Consider the following 22288-nt stretch of genomic DNA (forward strand, 5'->3'; position numbering starts at 1 on the left):
AACTGCCACGACGAACCTAGAGAGGACCATTCATTCGCGTCAAACGCGCGTCCAACCGTTCGATTCTGTTTCCGGTAATGCGCATTCAGCGCCGGTGATGGCGCAATCCCGACCGGCTGTGCACGTTGAGTTTTCGGTAGATCTTGGTGAGGTGCTGCTCGACCGTGCTGACCGTGATGCGCAGGTGCCCGGCGATCTGCCGGTTGGTGTTCCCGGCGGCGGCGAGCGCGGCGACGCGCTGCTCGGCGTCGGTGAGCTTGCCGCCGTCCGCCGCCTCGGCCGGCCGCTCGGCCCGGGCCGGCTCGGCCGCGTGCCCGGCCGTGGTGGACGCGACCTCGGCCGCGTCCGCCCCCCACCGGGCCATCAGCTCGGCGGCCGACCGGAAGTGCGTCAGCGCGCTCTGCGGGTGCCCCATGGCCTCGTGGTAGAGCCCGAGCGCGTGCAGGTACGGCAGCACGAACGGGGTGTCGAACATGGCCGCCGGCACCGGCACCGCGAGGTACGTCCGCGCCGCCTCCGGGTCGACCAGGTCGGTGGCCGCGCGGACCGCGACCGACAGCGGCAGGCCGGCCACGATGCCCCAGGCCGGCGGCGGGACGAGGTCGAGCACCTCGCGGATCTCGCCCAGCGCCGTCCCGCCGTCCCCGGCGCGCAGCGCCGCCACCGCCTTGATCATGCCGATCAGCGCCCGGCGCATCGGCACCCGCGCGACCCAGTCCTCCTTCAGCAGCGCGTTGCACCAGGTGGCCACCTCGTCCGGCCGGCCGGTCCGCACCAGCATGACGAGCGCGTAGAGCGCGGGTGTGAGCGAGGTGCCGGCGCGGATCCCGTCCAGCATCTGATCGGCCTGCTCGGTCGCCAGGTCGTCGTACGCGGACGTGGCCGCGGACGTGAGGTAGGTGACCGCGGCCATCGGGCCCGATCCGGCCAGCGACGGCTCGACGGGCGGGCCGGTCTCCGCGCTGCGCTCCACGCCCAGCCCGGCGCGCCGGTACAGCTGCCAGAGCTGGGCCAGGCTCGATCCCTCGTCCGGCATCCCGGCCAGCCGCATCAGTTCGTCGGCCTCGCCGAACTCGCCCCACCACAGCAGATGCCCGACCACGATCAGCACGCCGGACGGGGTGAGCAGCCCGCCCCGCGCGTCGCGTGCGAGGCCGTGCAGCCACCGCGCGGCGCGGCTCGGATCGGCGTGCCACTGCGCGTCCGCGGCCAGCACCGCGGCCTGGGCGCGCTGCTCCTGGCCGGAGCTGGCGCCGACCGCGTAGCGCAGGCTGTTCACCGCGCTGTCGACGTCGCCGGCCGTCATCGCCTCCCGCGCCGCCTCGCCCAGGATGTCCACCCGCCAGGTGCCCTTGCCGCCGTCCTGCGCGGTGACCAGGTGCTCCGCCACCGCGCTCGCCGGCGCGCCACTGGCGTGCAGCAGCTCGGCCGCGCGGCCGTGCAGGGTGGCCAGGCTGCCCAGCGGGATGCTGGCCAGCACCGCCGAGCGGGTGTGGCCGTGCCGGAAGCCCTCGGCCCCGTCCGCGCTCTCCGCGCCGGCCAGGCCGATCTCGTACAGGTCCCGCATGCACTCGCGCACCAGCACGACGTCCGCGCCGCCGAGCTCGGCGACCAGCGCCGGGGTGGCGTATTCGCCGAGCACCGCCATCAGCCGCGCCACCTCGGCCGTGGCGGGCGAGGACCGGTGCAGGATGCGCAGCACGGCCTGCCGGAAGTTGACGCCGGGCTCGCCGGACGCCGGCCCCGGCAGCGCGGTGCGGTCGTCGAGGAGCGCGTGCACCAGCAGCGGGTTGCCGCCGCTGACCTCGATGCAGAACCGGATGGACTCCGCGTCCGCCGCACCGCCGAGCCGCTCGATCACCTGCTCGGCGACCTCCGCCGGGGTGAGCGGCGCCAGCTGGATCCGGTGACAGTAGGGCAGGTGCAGCATCTCGGCCCGCAGACCGGCCGTGTCCCGCTCGTAGGACGTGCACTCGTTGAGCACGATGACCAGCTCGGAGTGCTCGATCCGCCGGACCACGTAGCCGAGGAAGCGCAGCGACTGCTCGTCGGCGAAATGCACGTCGTCGATGCCGATGACGACCGGCCGGCCGCCGATGAAGCGATGGATCGCGGCCCCGATCTCATCCATCGCCCGGTGCTCGTCGCATCCGCCGAACCACGCCGCGTCCGGGAAGGGGCCGGGCATGCCGGCCGCGCGCATCGACTCGACGAGCCGGTCCAGCACGCCGAACGGGCGTCCCCGTTCTCCCGCCGAGGCGGTGACCATGAAGCACAGGCCGCCCAGGCGCCGCGCGTGCGCGGTCATCTCCTGCGCGAGCGCCGTCTTGCCGGCGCCCACCGGGCCGCTGATCAGCAGCACAGCGCCCTTCCCCCGGGTGGCCGCCGCGTAAACGTCATCGAACAGAAGCAATCTCGAATTCTGCTCACTCAGCGTCACAGGTCCCCCGTACTCAGCAATTCTCATTGCGACCTGGGGTTTCACCTTACCGCCGCTCCGCCAGCTGAGAAACCCTTCATCCACTTCGGACTCCCGCGCTTCACGGCGGGCCTCTTGGACTCTCTCATACGGTACGGGAATCTCAAAGTTTCCTCGAAGGAGGATAAAACCTCAATGATCGAGACATCGGTCGCGGCGATATCGCATACGATCCACCGCAGCTCAGCGGCTATCCGCGCGCCATCACCTAGATCGATGTCGGCGATCGGACAGCCGGCCCGGACAACGGGGCCCAGCTCAGTGCACATGTGATGACCAGCCGAATCCCGCACGCAGCGCTCGCCGTACACGCGAATCCCAGCGACCGAGCCGGCACCCGGTGCACCCGGGGAGGACCGCCGGCCGCCCCGGGCCCGCTCGTGGGCGGGACACGGATCACGGCGAACCGCTCGAATGGGAATATGAACTCGGAAATGCACCTCATCGTGTCCAGTAACACTTTGGCCGAATACGCTATGCGAGCCATAAGATTTCTGCGACTCCCGGCTCCGTCGATACGGGAGTGTCAATGCCGGATAATCGAGAGAACGAACCAGGGGACCCGATGCCGACCGACTACCTGGAACTTTCATGTCGAAGGCCCGCACGAGCGGGAGAGGACGGGTGATCGTGGACCGCAATGCCGACCCGGTCACCGCGGACGATTTCGCGCGCGCCGCCGCCGGAATCCTTCCCGCCGAGATCTGGGACTTCATCGCCGGCGGCAGCGGTGCCGAGACCACGCTCGCGGCGAATCGCACCGCTTTGGACAGCGTCTTCCTGCGCCCCCGCGTGCTGCGTGACGTCTCCGCCTGCACCACCCGGTCGACGCTGCTGGGCCGGCCGGTCGATCTGCCGGTCGCCACCGCACCGGTGGCCTATCAGCGCCTGGTGCATCCGGACGGTGAGGCGGCCACCGCGCGGGCCGCGGCCGCGGCGGGGGTGCCGTTCGTCGCCAGCACGCTCAGCAGCGTCCCGCTCGAACAGGTCATCGAGGCCGGCGGGCGGGTATGGTTCCAGCTGTACTGGCTGCGCGACGACGACGCCACGCTCGGCCTGGTCCGGCGCGCGGAGCGGACCGGCTGCGACGCCATCGTGCTCACCGTGGACGTGCCGTGGATGGGCCGCCGCCTGCGCGACATCCGCAACCGGTTCGCGCTGCCCGCGCACATCCGCGCCGCCAACATCACGACCACCGACGCCGCGCACGAGCGCAACGGGCACGGCTCCGCGGTCGCCGCGCACACCAGCCAGGAGTTCACCCCCGCGTTGACCTGGTCGGTGGTCGACCGGATCCGCCAGGCGACCCGGCTGCCACTGGTGCTGAAGGGGTTGCTGGCCCCGGAGGACGCGGTGCAGGCGATCGAGTACGGCGTGGACGCGATCGTGGTCTCCAACCACGGCGGGCGCCAGCTCGACGGCGCGGTCCCCAGCATCGACGCGCTCCCGGAGATCGTCGACGTGGTGCGCGGCGGCTGCGAGATCCTGCTCGACAGCGGCATCCGCACCGGCACGGACGTGCTGCGCGCGCTGGCGCTCGGCGCCTCGGGCGTCCTGATCGGACGGCCGCTGATCTGGGGGCTGGCCGTCGGCGGCGAGCGCGGCGCGGCCCGGGTGCTGGAACTGCTCGCCACCGAGCTGCGCGACGCCATGGGCCTGGCCGGGTGCGAGGACATCGCCGCCGCCCGGCGGCTGCGCACCACGCGGACCCCGTCGGTGTCCGCGGGCCGCGCCGCACCGCCCGCCGTCCAAGCGTCCATCACCGCCGGTTGGACGGTCGCCTGACCGCCGGAGACGCGGGCCGGGCCGGCGCACCGGCCCCCCGCGTCACCGCCCCGACCAGCGCGGCGGGCGCTTCTCCGCGAACGCGCGCGGGCCCTCCACGGCGTCGGCGCTCCCCCGGCGGCGCTCCTCCCAGGCGTACGTGGCGGTGAACGCCTCCGGCAGCGGCAGATCGACCGAGCACAGCGCGGCCTCCTTGATCGCCCGGACCGCCAGCGGTGCCGCCTCGACCAGGTCAGCGACCCAGCCGTCCACGCACTCGTCCAGCCGGTCGGCCGGCACCACGTCGTTGACCAGGCCGTAGGCGTGCGCGGTGGCCGCGTCCATCCGCCGGCCGGTGAGCAGGTGCGCCATCGCCACCCGCTGCGGGAGCTGGCGGATCAACCGGAACACACCCCCGGCCCCCGGTACGAGCCCGAGCCGCACCTCCGGCAGCCCGAACACCGACCGGTCGGAGGCGACGGCCAGGTCGCAGGCGAGGGCCAGCTCGAAGCCGCCGCCCAGCGCGTACCCGTCGATCCTGGCGACCACCGGCTTGCTGAACCCGAACCGCTCGGTGAGCCGCGGCCAGCCCGGCTGTCCCCGGCTGCCGAAGGTGGACGGCGGCGTGCCCGCCGCGTCCCGCCGGGCCCGCTCCTTCAGGTCCTGACCCACGGAGAACGCCCGGTCGCCGGCGCCGGTCAGTACCACGACCCGGATCTCGCCGTCGGCCTCGGCGTCGTCCCACACCCGGGCCAGTTCCTCGTGCATGCGCAGGTCCATGGCGTTGAGCACGTCCGGCCGGTCCAGCGTCACCCGGGCCACGTGGTCCCGCTTCAGGTAGCGCACCCGGGTCAGGTTCACGCCGGGCGCTCCGCGAAGCGGCCGACCTTGGTGATGACGTCGTCGGCGTGGATGCGCAGCGCCTGTGCCAGCGCGAACTCGGCCAGGTAGGCGCGCAGCCCGTCGAGCGGCTCCTCGACCAGGTTGAGCATGCGCCGGTTGGCCACCACCGCGTCGCCGGCGAGCCGGGCCACCGCCCGGTCCACCGCGCCGTCCATCTCCTCCGGCGGCACCACCTCGTCCACCAGCAGCCGCGCGTCCGGCTCGGCCGCCATGATCCGGCGTCCGCCCAGGATGACCTGCCGCGCCAGCCGGGCCCCGGCGATCCGGCCGAGCCGCAGGTTGGCCGCGCCCGGGACGATGCCCTCGGTGGCCGCGGGCAGGCTGAGGTACGCGTCCGAGGCGGCCACCACGTGGTCGAACACCAGCAGGAGCTGGCAGCCGCCGCCGATCGCGAACGTGTCGACCGCGGCCACCCACGGCTTCTCCACCGGCGGCGCCCACCGGTCCGGGTCGTCGTCGGACAGGCCGCGCACCAGCTTGTGCAGGTAGCCCAGCTCGCGCCGGAGCAGGAAGCCGGTCAGCGAGATCCGGCCCGCGCTGATCGCCTTCAGGTTGATCCCGGCGCTGAACACCCGGCGGCCGCGGTACCGCGGGTGGCTCATCACGCCGCCGCGGACCAGCCCGACCCGCACGTCCGGGTCGAGCAGGGCCAGGTCGACGGCGGTCTCCATGTCGTCGACCTGCTGTTCGTCCTCCGCGTTCAGGCAGTCGTCCCGGCACATGGTCAGCCGGGCCACGCCGTCGCGCCGCTCCAGCCGCACCGCCGGGGTCTCCAGCACGCCGGTGCGCCGGAACTCCGGCAGCAGCTCCAGCGCGCGCGGCGTGGGCCGCAGCATCGCGTCCATCAGGTGCCGGCCGGCGCGCTCGGACCGCAGCACCGCGCGCAGGAAGATGCCCTGGTCGATCTCGCGTCCCTCCTGGTCCGCCTGCGGCCGGGCGCGCTCCTCGGTCAGTTGCTCGGGCGTGGGCACCAGTCCCGGGAACGTGTACGCGGCGCCCTCGACGAGCTCGGCCACCCGCAACGGCCGGGCGCGGCCCTCGGTGAGCTCGTCGTAGACCTGATCGGCGTACGCGTTCAGGAAGCCGGTCCGCCGGCGGCGGGCGGTGTCGTGCGCGGACGCCGCCTCGGCCCGCTGCCGTGGCGTCCGCGCGCCGGGCGGTGGCAGCGCGGCCAGCAGCCGCTCCGTGTCCGCCGCGATCTCCGCGAGGCGGACCCGGTCGGCGCCGAGTCCCCGTGGCAGCACCTGCACGACCATTCGGCTCCTCCGCTCAACGCATGGCGATCGAGGAAAGGGTATGGGGTTCCGGCATTTCCCCATCCGTGTCCAACCGTCGATCCGGTGCCGGTTGGACAGCGCGGAATGGCATCGTTCAGCGTTCCGCCGACATCGCCTTGGCACGCCGCCACTGCTCGTCGGTGAGGCCCCGGCGCCAATACCCGGAAATGGAGAGCAGCTCCTTGCGCATCCCGCGCTCACGCAGCAGGAAACGGCGCAGCTCGCGCATGGCGCCGCCCTCGCCGTGCACGAATGCCTGCACCACGCCGGGGTCGAAGGGCAGCGCCCGGACCGCCTCGACCAGGCTCTCGCCGCGGCTGCGGTGCACCCACCGGACCGCGCAGTCGGCGGCGGTCGGCAGCGGCTGCTCGTCCGCGGCGTCGGCCACCTCGATGACCGCCTTCGCCCGGGTGCCCGGCGTCATCGCCGCCAGCGTCACCGCGATCGCCGGTAGCGCGACCGCGTCGCCGGCCAGCAGATGCCAGTCGGCCTCGGGACCGGGACGGTACAGTCCGCGCAGGTCACCCATGAGCACCGGGTCGCCGATGCGCAGTCCGGACAGCCAGGACCGGGTCAGCCCGGCACGGCCGTGGTCGTAGATGTCGATCGCCAGTTCGGCCGCGGCCGGGTCCAGCGAGCGCACCGTGTAGGTCCGGATGCGCGGCCACGCCGACCGCGGCAGCTCCGCGTGCATGCGGCGCAGGTCCAGGTTCTCCGGAAGCGTCACGCCGGGCCGCGGAATGACCAGCCGCACGTACGTGTCCGTGAACGGGCCCGGCGTGACATGCGCTATGGCGGGTCCGGTGACGACCATTCTCGTCATTCGCGGAGCTATTCTCTCCAGGCGTCGGAGTGACAATCTGAGAAGAGGGCGCTCGGGCGCTGATAATCCGATCATGTTCCCTCCCGCCGATTGCCGGCACCCGGCAAGGATAGGCTAACAAACTGCATTCCAGAAATGCGCGGTCGGACACTTCGGTACGGTTGACAGCCGCCCTGACAACGCTGCGATAGTGACTCCGCCGACAATTCCCGGTGGGAGGGTTCATGAATGTCAGTGCCGAACCGGTGTTCCTCAGGCCCAACGCGATCATCGAGCCGCTGGTCGACCGGTTCTACGCGTGGCTGCACGTCGTGTCGCCGGCCACGGCGGCGATGAACCTGGCGAAGGCGCAGATCCCCCTGCTGGAGTCGTACCCGCGCGACGGCGTCGCCGGCCCGTCGCGCGGCGCGGAGGTCGAGGCGCTGCTGGACTCGATCCGGACCGACCGCGCGGACATGCTGGCGCTGGCCGGCGCGATCACCGAGGCCGACGACCTGATCCGGCGCAGCGCCACCGGTTTCGAGCTGACGCACCTGTACCCGAAGCTGCCGCCGGCGCTGCACGGGCTGGCCGAGCCGGCCTACGACACCGGCAACCAGGCGTCGCTGCGCCTGCGCGAGCCGCTGCTGTACGCGAGCCGGTACTACGACGCCAGACGCCAGTCGGTCCAGGTCTCCCTGGACACCGGCGCGGCGAGGCCGTCCATCCTGGACACGCCGCGGCTGTCCCGGCCGGACGCGCTGGACCTGCACGTCCCGTTCACCCACCCGGGCATCGACGCGCTGTTCGCGGCGCGGATCGCGCCCACCACGACGGACCGGCTGCGCGAGGTGCTCGGCCTGGACGACGTCGGGACCGCGCGGCTGCGGCGGTTGCTCACCGACGCGCCGCGGCTGTCACCGGACCGGCACATCGAGAAGGGCGGGCGGATTCGCTACTTCGGGCACGCGTGCCTGGTGATCCAGTCGGCCGGGACCACGATCGTCACCGACCCGTTCATCAGCGCCGGCGACGGCCACGATGATCGGTACACGCTCGCCGACCTGCCGGACCGCATCGACCTGGTACTCATCACGCACGGCCACCCGGACCACCTGGTGCTGGAGACGCTGCTGCCGCTCCGCACCCGGATCGGCGCGGTGGTGGTGCCCCGCTCCTCGCGCGGCAACCTGTGCGACCCGTCGATCGGGCTGTTCCTGCGCGCGCTGGGCTTCGAGGTCCTCGAGGTGGACGACTTCGACGAGGTCCCGATCCCGGGCGGCGGGGTGGTGGCGACGCCGTTCCTCGGTGAGCACGGCGACCTGGACATCCGCGCCAAGTCCACGTTCGTGGTACGGATCGCGGACGCGACCGTCTACGTGGGCGCGGAGTCGTCGGGCGCCGACCCGGTGGCGTACCGCTACGTCCGCGACCGGATCGGCCAGATCGACCTGGCGTTCCTCGGCATGGAGTGCGAGGGCGCGCCGCTCGACCGGCTCTACCACGGGCTGCTGACCCGGCCGGTGAGCGCGCCGATGAGCGAGTCGCGCACGCTGTCGCGCGCCACGGCCGCGCAGGCCATGGCGATCATGACGGAGCTCGGCGCGGACGAGGGCTACATCTACGCGATGGGCCGGGAGAGCTGGCAGAGCCACGTCATGGCCGCGCCGGACGCCGACGACACGTTCCAGCTCAAGCAGATCGAGGAGTTCCTCGGCTGGTGCTCCGGCAACGGCATCACCGCCGAGCGTCTCGCCGGCCGCCGCGAGTGGCGCTGGTAGACGCGGACGGCCGGGGGCCGGACCACCGGATGCGGCGGTCCGGCCCCTCTCGCGCCGGCGGCGCCGGGTCAGCTGGCCACCCGATGCCCCGGCACCCGGGTCGCGAAGTCCGCCCACAGGTCGGCGAACTGACGCGCCAGGTCGGCCACCACGTCGGTGCAGTGCGGCGGCACGTTGTCGACCATCGTCTCCCACTCCTTCGCCCAGTGGGCGTGCAGCGACAGCAGCCGCAACAGGTTCCGGCCGGTGTCGGTGTACCGCAGCGCCGGATCCCCCATCAGCCGCTTGATGACGACGGCGCGGTCGATCATCGGCTCGTGCCGCTCACCGGTACGTACCAGGTTCAGCGTGTGCCGGTCCCGGCCCCTGCCCTTCGCCGCCGGTTGCGCGGCGTCCCGCCCGCGCCGTGACGGCACCAGCTCCGCGCCGCTGAGCAGCCGGTTGCGCACGTCGCGCGCGGTCTCCGGGGAGATCGCCGCGGCCTTGGCGACCTGGCGCAGCGACAGGTTGGGGTTCTCCGTCATCAGCTGGCCGGCGAGCAGCCGGCCCGCGCTGCAGTCCAGCGGGCGCACCCGGCCGTCCTGCCCGATCCGGCTGGACGCCGGCGCCGAGCCGCCGGTCATCCGCCGCCGGATGTCCGCGACCGTGCCCGGCGAGATGCCGGTCACCGCCGCGACCCGCCGGTCCGACCACTGTGGATGCGACAGCGCGATGCGCTCGGCCGCGCGCTTGCGGTCGGCCAGCGCCAGCGGCAGGCCGTGGGAAACGTTGAGCCACACCGACAGTACGAACGCCTCGTCCTCGGTACCGTCGAAGAAGCGACCGGTGATGGTGTTCTCACCGCGCCGGATCGCGGCCTGGATCCGGTGGGTGCCGTCGATGACACGCATGGTGGGGCGGTGCACCACGATCGGCGGCAGCTCCTGCTGCACCGCGGCCATCGCCTCCACGTGGATCAGGTCGGCCCCGGCCTGCCGGGGCGATCCGCTCAGCACGAGCGAGCTGATCTCCATGTCGATGACCGGCTGCCGGTTGATGTCCTCTTCCTCTGGTGTCAAAGCAGCTCCTAAGCTCGTGACATCGCGCGCGCTCGAGGGGGACCGGCGCGCGGGTGAAGTCAGGGCGGGCCTCGAACGAGGCCAGGCACACGACGGCTCGGTACGGCCGTGCCTCCGGCCTGAGCCCATGCCGGAGCGCCGCGCCGGAACAGGGGGTTTCCGGGCGGTTTCGGGCATGGGGTGGCCGATGACCGATTCGGCGGATCCGTGGCTGACGGCGCGCACTTCCGTGCAGGGGGCGCGGAGGCACGCGTGGGGCGATCCACCGGATGGGATGGGCACGCCGCAGTCGGCGCGTCGCGGAGGCGTTCCGCGCGCGATCGTGTGGCCACGACCGGTCCACAGTGACCGGTCCGGGCACGTCGGCGTCGCGCTGTCAACGGGACGGAACGCGCGGCGGAACTCAGTCTTCGATCATGGACTCTTCTCCCCGTGTGTGTGGCGGCTATGACCTGCCGTGTTCGCGGGCATTGTGTGGCGCTTGCCCCGACGGCCCCAAATTACATCCACTTGTTGCGATGGGTAACCCCTGTTCCACTCCCCGTAGCGGCACCCCTAACCCCTACCCCGGGGTGCCGGCCGGGGTCACACACCGGCGGGGACCTGCGTGAAGGCACCGGCCGGCAGCGCCAGCTCGCGTCCCACGACGGGCGGCAGTGTCGCCACAATGTCCGCGATTTCCCGGATATCGGACTCGGGCAGTGCCTGGTCGCCGTCGCAGAGCGCCATCTTCGGCTCCGGGTGGACGTCGATGAGCAGACCGTCCGCGCCCACCGCGATCGCGGCCCGGGTCAGCGGCACCACCAGATCGCGGCGCCCGCCGGAGTGCGACGGGTCCACGATCACCGGCAGGTGCGACAGCCGCTGGGCCACCGGCACCGCGCTGATGTCCAGGGTGTTGCGGGTGGCGGTCTCGAACGTCCGGATACCGCGCTCGCAGAGCACGATGTCCAGGTTTCCGCGCTGCGCGATGTACTCCGCGGCGCTCAGCCACTCCTCGATGGTGGCGCTGAAGCCGCGCTTGAGCAGCACCGGCTTCCCGGCCGAGCCGACCGCCTGGAGGAGTGCGAAGTTCTGCATGTTGCGGGCGCCGACCTGGAGCATGTCCGCGTAGGACGCCACCATGTCCACGCTGCCGGGATCGATGACCTCGGTGACGACCGGCAGACCGGTCTCCGCGCGCACCTCGGCCAGGATGCGCAGACCGGCCTCGCCGAGCCCCTGGTACGAGTACGGCGATGTGCGCGGCTTGAACGCGCCACCGCGCAGCAGGGAGGCGCCGGCGGACCGTGCCAGCCGCGCCGCCTTGAGCGTCTGCTCCGGCGACTCCACCGCGCACGGACCGGCGATCACGGTCAGCGTGCCCGGGCCGATCGGCACGCCGCCGACCCGGATCACCGACCGGTCCGCGTGATGCTCCCGGCTGACGAGCTTGAACGGCACGGACACCCGGATCACCTGGAGCACCCCGGGCAGGCTGCCCAGGTTGAGCGCCTCGAAGTCGGCCACGTCGCCGACCAGCCCGACGATGGTCCGGGACAGGCCGCGACTGACGAACGCCTGCCCGCCGGCCGACCGCACCGAACCGACGACCGCGTCCACGTCCGCCGGGGTAGCACCCGGCGCCATCACGACGACCATGACAAGTCTCTCCTCTTCTCACCCTCACGGGTTGCGCTCGGTCTTCCTGGATTCGCGGCACGCCGCCGCACACGGCAGCGGCGACCCTCGTGGTGCACCGGTTCTCCCACCTGCCCGGAGACCGACACTCCACGAAGGCCGCCGCCCGAGGAGCACACCCCTGACCGTGCGATCAGGGCTGCGACCAGTTCCATTCGTGCTGGTCGAGCAGATGGGCGAACTTCACGCCCTTGTTCGCGCACCAGGTCTCGAACTTCGCGATCTGCTGCAGCTGGTACGAGTCCTCGTTGTAGCTGGTGGCCATGACGTGGCCGAGCCAGCTCTCCTCCCCCATCGCGTAGATGTACGCCTCCTCCGCACCCAGTTCGGTGACGATCTCCGCGGCCTGCGCCGCGTCGGAGCCGGACATCTTGCGGGTCTCGGCCATCTTCTTGGGCAGCGCCTTGGTCAGGTACGGCTGGTACTGCCAGCTCAGCGGCGCACCGTCGCACTCCATGCCGATGAACGCGATGTCCACCCGGCCGAGGTGGGCGCGGACGTAGCGGTAGAGCACCGGGTCGACGCCGGAGGAGTCCGCGCCCACGAAGATCGACTTCCCGCCGAGGCGGACGAAGTACGTCGACTTGGCGCGGATGTCCAGGTCGGCGTGCTCACCGAAGAACGGCGTGGCGACGATCTTGCCGCCGGGGAACTCCACCTCGTCGAAGTCGTTCACCTCGATCGCGGGCAGCCCGTAGCTGCGCAGGTACAGCGCCAGCGAGGGGTCCGGCAGGTTGCCGCGGGAGCTGCGCGGCACGATGAACGTGCCCACCCGGCCGCGCAGCTGGAGCAGCGTCTCCGGCACCAGGTGGTCGGAGTGGCCGTGCGTGATCAGCACGTAGTCGATGAAGTCCGGCAGGTCGTTGTAGGTGTACCGGCCGGTCGCGCCGGTGTCCGCGCTGATGAACGGGTCCGTCATGATGGTCACGTCGGGCGTCTGCATCAGCAGGCAGGCGTGGCCCCAGTAGCGGATTCGGGCACCGGCCGCGACGTGCCGGTCCGAGGCCAGCGCGGACTCCGGCACCAGCAGGCGGGAGAGCTGCGCCGCCTGCGCGTCGTCGAGCTCCAGCGCCTCGCGGAGCGCGCCCGGCGTGGTGGGCCGGACCCGGGACCGGAACAGCGCCTCCAGGCCGGGGTGGTGGAACGGGATGGAGAGCTCCAGCACGTCCGGCGAGGGCAGCCGCGGCGTGCTCATCACGAACGGCCGCTCGATCCCGGTCTCCACCGAGATCTGCACCGACTGACGGTCCTCGGTGTACGCCTTGCTCTTGTAGACCAGCGGCTCCTGGAAGTGCATCGAGGGCGCGTTGTTGGTGTCGTAGGTGACCTCCACCAGGCCGGCCAGCTCCGCGGGCAGCTTGGGGTAGAGCGGCCGGAGGTCGTACCCGGTCGCCTCCGCCAGCACCAGCTTCTCCGCCTCCGCGATCGCCTCGGCGAACCGGATCATGTCGGCGCGGTCCCGCCGGATGGTGGCGAGCAGCGCCGCCACCTCGTCGGCGCGCTTGTCGTCGACGTTGATGAAGAACCCGCCGCGGAACTTCGGGTCGCGGCTGCCCCGGAAGTGCCACTCCGGCGCCTGGAGGTAGGACTCCATCATCGGGATCAGCCGGTTGGCCAGCGTCATGGTGGCCATGACCGGCGCCGTCGCGTACATCGAGGCGTAGAACCGGTCGACCAGCGGCTCGATGATGGTGTTGGGCCGGAGGAACACGTGCTCGTCGCTCATTCTCACTCCTTGTGATCGAATAGTGGGCTGTCCGCACCGGAGGACACGCCGGCGATCAGGTCCACGAACGACTCCGCCGCGGCGTGCTCGCTGTTCGTGACCTCCCTGGCCCGCTGGAAGTACGAATCCGCGGGCGCGTCCGTCCCGTGGAAGGACGCCAGGACGCCGGTGACGGCCGCGTACTCGCGGCGGTACCGCGTCTCGAACTCGGTCAGCGCGGTCTTCTCGTCCACGCCGCCCGCGAGCACGCCGCCGACCGACCGCGCCGCGAGCACCGCGCCGTAGGTCGCCAGGTGCACGCCGGAGGAGAGCACCGGGTCGACGGCGCACGCGGCGTCGCCGGCCAGGATCACCCCGGGCCGCCAGAACGACGTGCGCTCGTAGGAGGAGACCTCGGTGACCCGCAGCCTCCCGTACCCGCCGGCCCGCACCCGCGACGCCTCGGCCAGCAGCCGCGCGACGACCGGGCACTCGGCGATCAGCGCCGCGAAGAACGCCTCCCGATCGCCCTCGGCCGGCACCGCCGACCCGGGCGGCAGCACCGCGCCGACGCTGCACAGCCCGCCGATGATCTGGGTGTACCAGAACCAGCCGCCGCCGAAGGCCGCGATCAGGTTCCCCTCGTACGGCGCCGGCTCCGGGCACCGTCCGAAGTAGCCGGACACCGCCGTTCCGCGCGGCAGGCCGGGGTGCGGCCGGACCGCGCCGACGCCGGCGTCCAGCGGGCCCTCCCCGCCCGTGGCATCCACCACGAACCGCGCACGCACCGCGCGGCCGGCACCGTCCGGGCCGGTGTAGCGCAGGCCGGATGCCCGGCCGTCGCCCTCGGTCACGCCGGTGGCCGTGCACCCCTCACGCACCTCGACGCCCCGCCGCCGCGCGTTGCGCAGCAGCATCTCGTCGAACCGTGCCCGCTGGACCTGGTACCCGAACGACGTCTGCGCGGTCAGCCGCGGCGAGTCGGCGAACGAGTACGTCCACGGCTCCGGATCGGTGCCCCAGCGGAAGGCGCCGCCCCGGCTCACCGTGAAGTCGGACGCCGCCAGCTCGCCGGTGAGGCCGAGCATCCGGCACACGCCGTGCACGGTGGCCGGCGGCAGCGTCTCGCCGAGCCGGTACCGGGGGAAGACCTCCTTCTCCAGCAGCAGCACCCGATGGCCGTCCATGGCCACCAGCGTCGCCACCGTCGCGCCGGCCGGCCCGCCGCCGGCCACCACCACGTCGAACTCCTCCACCGGCATCTCCACCATCCCCGTCCGCCGCCCGCTACCAGGTGACCGGCAACCGGTCCGGGCTGTCGATGAACGCCCGCCGGAGCCGTACCGAGTCGGCGGGCACGGCCAGGCTCAGCCCGGGGAACCGCCGCCACAGGCTCTGGTAAGCCATGCGCAGCACCGCGCGCGCCACCGCCGCACCGATGCAGTGGTGGATGCCGTGCCCGAACGCCAGGTGCGGGGCCGCGGCACGGCTCGCGTCCAGCGTGTTCGGCTCCGGCGTGAGCGCCTCGTCCCGGTTCGCCATCAGGATCGAGCAGAGGACCATGTCCCCGGCCCTGATCAGCTGCCCGTCCACGACCACGTCCCGGACGGCCATCCGCGGCGTCGGCTGCTGGATCGCGGACAGGTACCGCAGCAACTCGTTGACCAGCCGGTCCGCCTCCTCGCGGCCGGCGAAGAGCAGTCGCCGCTGGCCGGGATTCTCCAGCAGCGCCAGGATGCCGTAGCCGAGCATCCCCGCGACGCTCTCGACGCCGCCGAGGACGAGCGCGGTGCACACGCCCTTCAGCTCCTCGTCGGTGACGTCCGCACCGTGCTCGCGCACCAGCATGCCGATGAACCCCTCGTCCGGGTCCTTCCGCTGCGCGGTGATGAGCTTGTTCAGGTACCGGTTGAACGCCGCGCTGTCCGCCGCCCGGGCCTTGTACCCGCGGCTGAGATCGACGTTCTGCCGGACCCGCCGGATGAACTCGGTCCGGTCGTCGCGCGGGATGCCGAGCAGCTCGCACAGGGTGCCGCCGCCGACCGGGTCGGCGAACAGCACCTGCACGTCCGCGGGCGGGCCCTCGGCCTCCACCTCGTCGAGGCACTCGTCGATCAGCGCCTGGATCGCGGGCTCCAGGCGGCGGATGCGCCGTACCGTGAACTCCGGGGTCAGCATCCGCCGCAGGCGGGTGTGTTCCGGCGGATCGTAGGCGCCGATCTGCCCGACCACCTCCGGCGGAACGGGCACGCCCTCGCCGCCGGCCGGTTCCGCGTCGGACACCCGCGGCCGCGTCGAGAAGTTCTCGTGGTCGCCGATGATCCGCCGTACGACGTCGTAGCCCATCGCCTGCCAGACGTAGTCCCTGCCGGTCTGGGTGATCGCGCCGCCGGTGATCCGGATCAGCGGACCGTGCGCCCGGAGGGCGAACATGTCCTCGTGCGGGTCGCAGCCGGTCCGCCGCATGTACTTCGCGGACGGCTCCACCAGCGGCGCGGCCTCGTCGACGTCGGGTTCCATGGCGGGCCGGCTCACGCGGGACGGTAGGGCAGCCACTTCATCCCGTCGGGCGAGACCACCAGCCCGCCGGGGAAGATCGGCAGCTCGGGTTCGGCGTCCGCGCCCAGCACGGCCTTCATCTGCACCTGGCCGCCCTCCTGCATCACCTGCTTGACCACGTGCGACTTGAACATCGGCACCATGTTGCCGTCGTCGCTGGAGGCCATCTGGTCCACGGCCGCGGCGAACTCGGCGCTGCGCTCGGCGATCCGGCCGGACGCGGCCAGCGCGGCCTCGCCGGAGGAGACGCCGCCGATCAACTCCACGAACGACTCCAGCTCGGTGCGCTTGTTGTTGGTGACCTTCTTGGCCTGCCAGAAGTACGACTCCTCGTTCACGTTCATCTCGTAGAACGACACGAGGAACTCGTAGAACACCCCGTACTCGCGGCGGTACCGCGCCTCGAACTCGGTCAGCGCGGTCTTCTCGTCCAGGTCGTCCGCGAGCACGCTGTTGATCGAGCGGGCGGCCAGCAGCGCGCTGTACGTCGCCAGGTGCACGCCGGAGGAGAACACCGGGTCCACGAAGCACGCGGCGTCGCCGACCAGGATCATGCCGGGCCGCCAGAAGCTCGTCTGGTGGTACGAGTAGTCCTTGCGCACGCGCAGTTCGCCGTACCGCCCGGTGGTGATCCGGCGCGCGTCCGCCAGGTACTCGGAGATCAGCGGGCACTCCGCGATCAGCGCCTTCAGCGCCTGCTCCCGGTCGCCCTGGATCTTGTCCGCGTCCTCCCGGCGCACCACCGCGCCGACGCTGGTCATCGTGTCGCTGAGCGGGATGTACCAGAACCAGCCGCTGTCGAACGCGACGCTGAGGATGTTGCCCGAGTACGGCGCGGGCAGCCGCTTGCCGTTCTCGAAGTAGCCGAACAGCGCCAGGCTGCGGAAGAACTCCGAGTAGTTCCGGGTGCCGCCGACGCTGTTGTAGAGCCGGCTCTTGTTGCCGGACGCGTCGACCACGAACCGGGCGTACACCTCGCGCTCCGCGCCGTCCGGGTCGGTGTAGCGCAGGCCGGTCACCCGCTCGTCACCCTCGATCACGCCGGTGACCGCGCGGCCCTCGCGCACCTCGACGCCCTTGCGCCGCGCGTTGCGCAGCAGGATCTCGTCGAACCGCGCCCGCTCGACCTGGTAGGCGAACGACGTCGGGCCGGTCATCTTCGGCGAGACCGCGAACGAGAACGTCCACGGCTCCGGGCGGGCGCCCCACCGGAAGGTGCCGCCCCGCTTGATCGGGAAGCCCGCCTCGGCCAGTTCCTCGGTGACGCCGAGCATCCGGCACACCCCGTGGACGGTGGAGGGCAGCAGCGACTCGCCGATCTGGTACCGGGGGAAGACCTCCTTCTCCAGCAGCAGCACCCGATGGCCCTGCATGGCCACCAACGCCGCCAGCGTCGAACCCGCCGGCCCGCCGCCGGCCACCACCACGTCGAACTCTTCCACTGGCATGTCGCACCGTCTCTCGATCGAGTGACTGATCTACTGTGGTTGATTCTCTCGTCGCATCGCGTCGTCGTGAAGCAATTCAGATAGACACTGGCGAATCAATGGTCATAACCGAACCGGGCGGCCAGCGCCGCGAATTCGGACCCGTCCCGCAACCGTTCCCGGTAGGCGTCCTCGATGTCCTGACCCATGAAGGCGAGCGACTGGCCCTGCTTCCCCTCGCCGATGAACGAGAATGCGTTCCCCGGCTCTTTCCCGGCCCATCTCGTCACCGGCGGCGGTTTCCGGCCCGCCTTGTCCTTCTTCTCCATCTCGCGCATGCGGTCGATCGTGCTGCCGTCCACCGCGAGCTGGATGTCCCGATCCCGGACGGGCCGGCCGAGCTCCAAAAATTTGACGATCTCGGTGAACTCGCCGACCGGATCGCCGCGCATGTCCTCGTACCGTACCGTCAGAATCTCGATGTCCGGAAAACTCCGCCGGACGATGTCGGGCGAGCTCCACGCCTTCAGATTCTCGGTCCACGATCCGATTCCGATGCGGCCGCGATCGGCGAAGAAACTCTCGTGCGCGATAAAGCCCTCGGCGATCCGCCGGCACGCCGCCGTGTCGTCCCGGGAGATGTGCATCATCCGCAGGCTGCTGAGCAGCACGTCCCGCGGGTTCCGGACGATGTAGACCGCCTTGCGCGACAGGTCACGGTAGAGGCGCAGCAGGGGGACGTCGGGCAGGAAGTGGGTCTTGACGAGGTACGAACCGTCGTCGTCCCACGGCGGCACGCCGCCCTCCGCGATCATCGGATGGATGTCGGGGATCAGCTGTTGCAGACCTCGGAGACTCTCGGCCGGAGCACCACCGATGTAGGCCGTCAGCATGCTGCGCAGCCAGGTGTTGCCGGACTTGGGGTAGCTGGCGATCCAGGAGATCCGGGTCATCGTGCTCCTTCTGTTCGTGCCGGTCCGGGCGGATGACGGTCACCACGCGACCGTCAGGCTGGTCAGTCCGTACGCCGGGGTGCTCGTCCGGAACGCGGGCGGCAGGTCCGGGTCGGCCTGCCGCAGGCCCGGGAAGCGCCGCCACAGCGCGGTGTAGACGGCGCGCAGCTCCAGGCGGGCCAGCGCGGAGCCGAGACAGTGGTGGACGCCGTGCCCGAACGCGACGTGCGGGACCGGGTCGCGCGTGACGTCGAGGCGGTCCGGGTCCGGCAACAGCCCGGGGTCGCGGTTGGCGGCGGGGAGCGAGCAGAGGACCGTCTCGCCCTTCCTGATCACCTGGTCCCCGACGGCGACGTCCTCCATCGCGGTCCGCGGCGTGGGCGCGTACGGCACGGTCAGGTACCGGATCAGCTCGTCGACCGCCCGGTCCGCCGACCTGTCGTCGCCGCGCAGCGCCGCGAGCTGCTCCGGGTGGCGCAGCAGCGCGAGCACGCCCAGCCCGATCATGCCCGAGATGTTGTCGTCGCCGGCCAGCATGACCTGCACGCAGAAGCCCCGCAGCTCCTCGTCCGTGATCTGGTCGCCGTGCTCGGCGACGATCGCCCCGATCAGCCCCTCCCCCGGGTCCTTCCGCTCCCTGGCCATCATCGTCACCAGGTAGCGGGAGAACGCCTCGCCCGCGGCCGCGCGCCGCCGGGCGCTCAGCGACGCGTCCAGGTGCCGGTGGCACAGCTGCAGGAACATGGCGCGGTCGTCCCGCGGCACCCCGATCAGCTCGCACAGCACGGCGCCGGGCACCACGTCGGCGACCAGCTCGATCAGGTCCGCCGGAGGCCCGGCCCGCTCCACCGCGTCCAGCCGCTCCGCCACGATCTCGTCGATCAGCGGTGCCAGGCGGCGCATGCGGCGCTGGGTGAAGGCCGGCATCAGCAGCGACCGGAGCCGGGTGTGCTCGGGCGGGTCGTAGTCCATCAGGTTGCCGACCAGCTCACGCGGCCGGAAGAGGCCCGGCCCGCCGCCGTCGTCCCGCCGGTCGAAGCGGCGCCGGGTGCTGAACCGGCGGTGGTCGCCGAGCACCTGCCGTACGACGGCGTGGTCCGCGGCGAGCCAGGTGGACTCCGCGTCCGCGCCGGACCCGATGGTGATCCTGGTCAGGCCGCCGGCGGCGCGCAGCTCGTCCGCCGGGTCGAAGCCCTGCCGGAGCGTGTGCAGCGGAGGCGTGTGCTCACCACTCAACGGGAAGCTCCTCCACCGCGAAGGGCGCCGGCCGGCCCGGCTTGAAGCGCAGTTCCTCCTCCGGGACGGCCAGCCGCAGCGACGGGAACCGGCGGACCAGCGCGGGCAGGATCACCTGAAGTTCCAGCCGGACCAGCGGCGCACCGATGCAGTGGTGGATGCCGTGCCCGAACGCCAGATGGGTGACGTCCGGCCGGGTGATGTCGAACCGGTCCCCCGGCGCCCGGTTGATCGCCATGATCGAGCAGGTCACCACGTCGCCGGCGTGGACGTCCCGGCCCGCCACCCGCACGTCGGTGCGCGCCACCCGGGGCGAGGGCGCCTCGACGACCGACCCGAAGCGGAGCACCTCCTCGATCGCGCCGTCCAGCAGCTCGGGTCGCTCGCGCAGCAGCGTGAACTGCTCCGGATGGGTCACCAGCAGCAGCACCGCCACCGCCAGCTGCGCCGCGATCTGCTCGGTCGCCATGGTCAGGCTCGCCTCGGCCAGCCCGGCCAGTTCCTCGTCGGTGACGGCGTCACCGTGCTCGCGGATCAGGGCGCCGAGCATCCCCTCGCCGGGGTCGCGGCGCTTGCGAGCGGCGAGCTTCTCGGTGTAGGCGACGACGCCCATGCCGGACGCCACGCGCTGCCGGGCGACCCGGCTCTCCCGGGTCTCCCGGATCATGCGCGACAGCTCGCCCTGGTCGTCGCGGGGCACGCCGAGGAACTCGCAGGCGATGAACGCGGGGATCGGCCAGGCGGCGTACCGGACGAAGTCGGCCGGGGACCCCACGCTCTCGAAGTCGTCCAGGCCCTCCTCGACGATCTCCTCGATCCGGGACCGCAGCCGCTCCATCCGCCGGACCGAGTACGCCGGCGCCACCGTCCTGCGCAGCCGGGTGTGGTCGGGCGGGTCGTAGGCCTGGAGGATGCCGGGCAGCCGGGCCCGGTCCGCCTCGTCGTCGACCGGCCGCGCGGAGCTGAACCGCTGATGGTCGGCGAGGATCTCACGGACCTCGTCGTAGCCGGTCACCAGCCACTGCTTGCGGTCGCCCATCCCCGGCTCACTGTCGTACTCGTGGATCGGCCCGTCCTTACACAGCTCGTCGAACTCCGGCACCGGGTCGAGCCGGATGCGCTGATGCGGCAGGGGAAGTGCCATCGGATCTCCTATGCGTGCGCGTCACCAGTCGAGCAGCAGGGCTTCCACGTCGAACGGCGGCGGCCCCAGCCTGATCTCGCGGTCCGGCTCGGCCAGCCGCAGCGTGGGAAAGCGGTGTGCCAGCGCCGGGATCGCGGTCCGGAACACCAGCTCGGCCATGGAGCGGCCGAGGCAGTGATGGATGCCGTGCCCGAACGCGACATGCTCCACCCGGTCCCGGGTCAGGTCGAAGTCGTCCGCCGGGTCCGGGAAGTCGCGGCGGTTCGCGGCCAGCAGCGAGCAGGTGACGGCGTCGCCGGCCCTGATGAGGTGGTCGCCGATCCGCACGTCCGACATCGCGACGCGCGGATGGGTCTTCTCGTCCGTGGTGAGGTACCGGATCAGCTCGTCCAGCCAGTCCGGCACGGCCTCCGGCTTCTCCCGCAGCAGCGTGAACTGCCCGGGGTGCAGCGCCATCAGCCACGCGCCCGCGGCCAGGAACCGGGCCACCTGGTCCGCGCCCGCGCCCATCACGAACGCGGCCACGCCGGTCAGCTCCGCGTCGGTGATCTCGTCGCCGTACTCGCGGACCACGACGCCGAACATGTCGTCGCCGGGATCGCGGCGGGCGCGCGCCGCCACCTTGTTCATGTAGGTCATGTACTTGTTCCCGGCCGCGACCCGCCGCTTGTCCGACCGGTCGGTCCGGCTGGCGTGCAGGCAGCGCGCCAGATCGGCCTGGTCGTCCCGGGGGATGCCGAGGAAGTCGCAGGTCGCGGTGGTCGCCACCGCCCAGCCGAAGCGCGGTACGAAGTCCACCGGCCCGCCGATCGCCTCGATCGCGTCCAGGCTGTCCTCGACGATCCGCTCCACCTGCGGCTGGAACCTCTGCATGCGCCGGACCGCGAACGCCGGCGCGACCATCCGGCGCAGCCGCGTATGCTCCGGCGGGTCGTAGTGGGTCAGGAAGCCGGGCCAGGCCAGGCCGGCCGCGGTACCGCCGTAGAGCAGCCGGGCGCTGAATTCGGCGCCGCCGAGCACGCGGCGGACCTCGTCGTACCCGGTGGCGAGCCACGCGGTCCGGCCACCCGGCTGCTCCTCCGCGCCCAGCACGGTCAGCGGGCCCTCGGCCATCAGCTCGCGGAGCTGCGGCACCGGGTCGAAGCCGTCCCGCCGGTGCAGCTCCGAGGCGCGGCTGACGTTGATCTTCTCGAACACGCCACGGGTCCTTTCGCTCGTCCAACCGTCCGCATCGGGCGGCTGGACACCGTCACTCAGGCGCCGACCTGCTCGATCAGGCTCTTGGGCCGCAGGTCCGTCCAGTTCTCCTCGACGTAGGCCAGGCACTCCCGCCGGGTGGCCTCGCCGTACACGCGGGTCCAGCCGGCCGGCACCTCCGCGAACGCGGGCCAGAGGGAGTGCTGGCCCTCGTCGTTGACCAGGACGAGGAAGGAGCCGTCTTCGTTGTCGAACGGATTGGTCATCGTGGGTCCTCTCCCGCTCCGGCCGGGCCGGAGCTTCTCGGCATGTCGGTGCGGCCG

The 22288-nt window shown here is 72.0% G+C and carries 17 protein-coding genes; 2 read left to right on the top strand and 15 right to left on the bottom strand.

The window, feature by feature from the left end:
• Positions 1 to 85: 85 nt before the first annotated feature.
• Positions 86 to 2413, bottom strand: coding sequence for a LuxR C-terminal-related transcriptional regulator (locus tag J2S41_RS18650; protein ID WP_310369161.1), 2328 nt, complete (start codon positions 2411 to 2413; stop codon positions 86 to 88).
• Between the two features lie 657 nt (positions 2414 to 3070).
• On the opposite strand from J2S41_RS18650, the gene J2S41_RS18655 reads away from it, so the two are divergent.
• On the top strand, positions 3071 to 4264 hold the full coding sequence (locus J2S41_RS18655; protein ID WP_374728137.1) for an alpha-hydroxy acid oxidase: 1194 nt from the start codon (positions 3071 to 3073) through the stop codon (positions 4262 to 4264).
• Between the two features lie 42 nt (positions 4265 to 4306).
• Here J2S41_RS18655 and dpgD read toward each other — a convergent pair whose 3' ends face one another.
• The 3 genes from dpgD to J2S41_RS18670 all read right to left on the bottom strand — a co-directional run bounded on the left by dpgD (position 4307) and on the right by J2S41_RS18670 (position 7321).
• Positions 4307 to 5104 (bottom strand): enoyl-CoA-hydratase DpgD, encoded by a 798-nt coding sequence (gene dpgD, locus J2S41_RS18660; RefSeq protein ID WP_310369163.1) that lies wholly within the window; start codon positions 5102 to 5104, stop codon positions 4307 to 4309.
• Positions 5101 to 6396: a (3,5-dihydroxyphenyl)acetyl-CoA 1,2-dioxygenase DpgC gene (dpgC, locus tag J2S41_RS18665; protein ID WP_310369164.1), complete on the bottom strand. Its 1296-nt coding sequence runs from the start codon at positions 6394 to 6396 to the stop codon at positions 5101 to 5103. Before dpgC ends, dpgD begins: the two co-directional genes overlap by 4 nt.
• Positions 6397 to 6517: 121 nt before the next feature.
• Positions 6518 to 7321: a siderophore-interacting protein gene (locus J2S41_RS18670; protein ID WP_310369165.1), complete on the bottom strand. Its 804-nt coding sequence runs from the start codon at positions 7319 to 7321 to the stop codon at positions 6518 to 6520.
• A gap of 149 nt (positions 7322 to 7470) precedes the next feature.
• On the opposite strand from J2S41_RS18670, the gene J2S41_RS18675 reads away from it, so the two are divergent.
• Complete coding sequence (locus J2S41_RS18675; protein ID WP_310369166.1) at positions 7471 to 9006, top strand: MBL fold metallo-hydrolase; 1536 nt, start codon at positions 7471 to 7473, stop codon at positions 9004 to 9006.
• A 68-nt stretch (positions 9007 to 9074) separates the two neighbouring features.
• On the opposite strand, the gene J2S41_RS18680 is transcribed toward J2S41_RS18675, so the two are convergent.
• The 11 genes from J2S41_RS18680 to J2S41_RS18730 form a co-directional block, all read right to left on the bottom strand.
• On the bottom strand, positions 9075 to 10064 hold the full coding sequence (locus tag J2S41_RS18680; RefSeq protein ID WP_310369167.1) for a ParB/RepB/Spo0J family partition protein: 990 nt from the start codon (positions 10062 to 10064) through the stop codon (positions 9075 to 9077).
• A gap of 585 nt (positions 10065 to 10649) precedes the next feature.
• Positions 10650 to 11705, bottom strand: a complete 1056-nt coding sequence (gene aroF / locus J2S41_RS18685) for a 3-deoxy-7-phosphoheptulonate synthase (RefSeq protein WP_310369168.1) — start codon at positions 11703 to 11705, stop codon at positions 10650 to 10652.
• Positions 11706 to 11877: 172 nt separating this feature from the next.
• Positions 11878 to 13470 carry an MBL fold metallo-hydrolase gene (locus tag J2S41_RS18690; protein ID WP_310369169.1) on the bottom strand — a complete coding sequence of 531 codons (1593 nt, stop codon included), beginning with the start codon at positions 13468 to 13470 and terminating at the stop codon, positions 11878 to 11880.
• A 2-nt stretch (positions 13471 to 13472) separates the two neighbouring features.
• On the bottom strand, positions 13473 to 14705 hold the full coding sequence (locus J2S41_RS18695; RefSeq protein ID WP_310369170.1) for an FAD-dependent oxidoreductase: 1233 nt from the start codon (positions 14703 to 14705) through the stop codon (positions 13473 to 13475).
• Positions 14706 to 14736: 31 nt separating this feature from the next.
• Positions 14737 to 15969: a cytochrome P450 gene (locus tag J2S41_RS18700; RefSeq protein WP_310369171.1), complete on the bottom strand. Its 1233-nt coding sequence runs from the start codon at positions 15967 to 15969 to the stop codon at positions 14737 to 14739.
• A gap of 11 nt (positions 15970 to 15980) precedes the next feature.
• The gene (locus J2S41_RS18705; protein ID WP_310369172.1) at positions 15981 to 17456 is read right to left on the bottom strand and encodes a tryptophan halogenase family protein; all 1476 of its coding nucleotides are present in this window, start codon (positions 17454 to 17456) and stop codon (positions 15981 to 15983) included.
• Between the two features lie 95 nt (positions 17457 to 17551).
• The gene (locus J2S41_RS18710) at positions 17552 to 18388 is read right to left on the bottom strand and encodes a sulfotransferase domain-containing protein (protein WP_310369173.1); all 837 of its coding nucleotides are present in this window, start codon (positions 18386 to 18388) and stop codon (positions 17552 to 17554) included.
• Positions 18389 to 18427: 39 nt separating this feature from the next.
• A complete protein-coding gene (locus tag J2S41_RS18715) occupies positions 18428 to 19624 on the bottom strand; it encodes a cytochrome P450 (protein ID WP_310369174.1) in 1197 nt (398 codons plus the stop codon).
• Positions 19614 to 20768, bottom strand: a complete 1155-nt coding sequence (locus J2S41_RS18720) for a cytochrome P450 (RefSeq protein ID WP_310369175.1) — start codon at positions 20766 to 20768, stop codon at positions 19614 to 19616. The genes J2S41_RS18715 and J2S41_RS18720 overlap by 11 nt, the downstream gene beginning before the upstream one ends.
• Before the next feature lie 21 nt (positions 20769 to 20789).
• Entirely contained in the window at positions 20790 to 21965 is a 1176-nt protein-coding gene (locus J2S41_RS18725; RefSeq protein ID WP_310369176.1) for a cytochrome P450, read from the bottom strand.
• Between the two features lie 56 nt (positions 21966 to 22021).
• Positions 22022 to 22231, bottom strand: a complete 210-nt coding sequence (locus tag J2S41_RS18730) for an MbtH family protein (RefSeq protein ID WP_310369177.1) — start codon at positions 22229 to 22231, stop codon at positions 22022 to 22024.
• Positions 22232 to 22288: the final 57 nt, after the last annotated feature.

This window comes from Catenuloplanes atrovinosus, assembly GCF_031458235.1.
Classification (GTDB): Bacteria; Actinomycetota; Actinomycetes; order Mycobacteriales; family Micromonosporaceae; genus Catenuloplanes; species Catenuloplanes atrovinosus.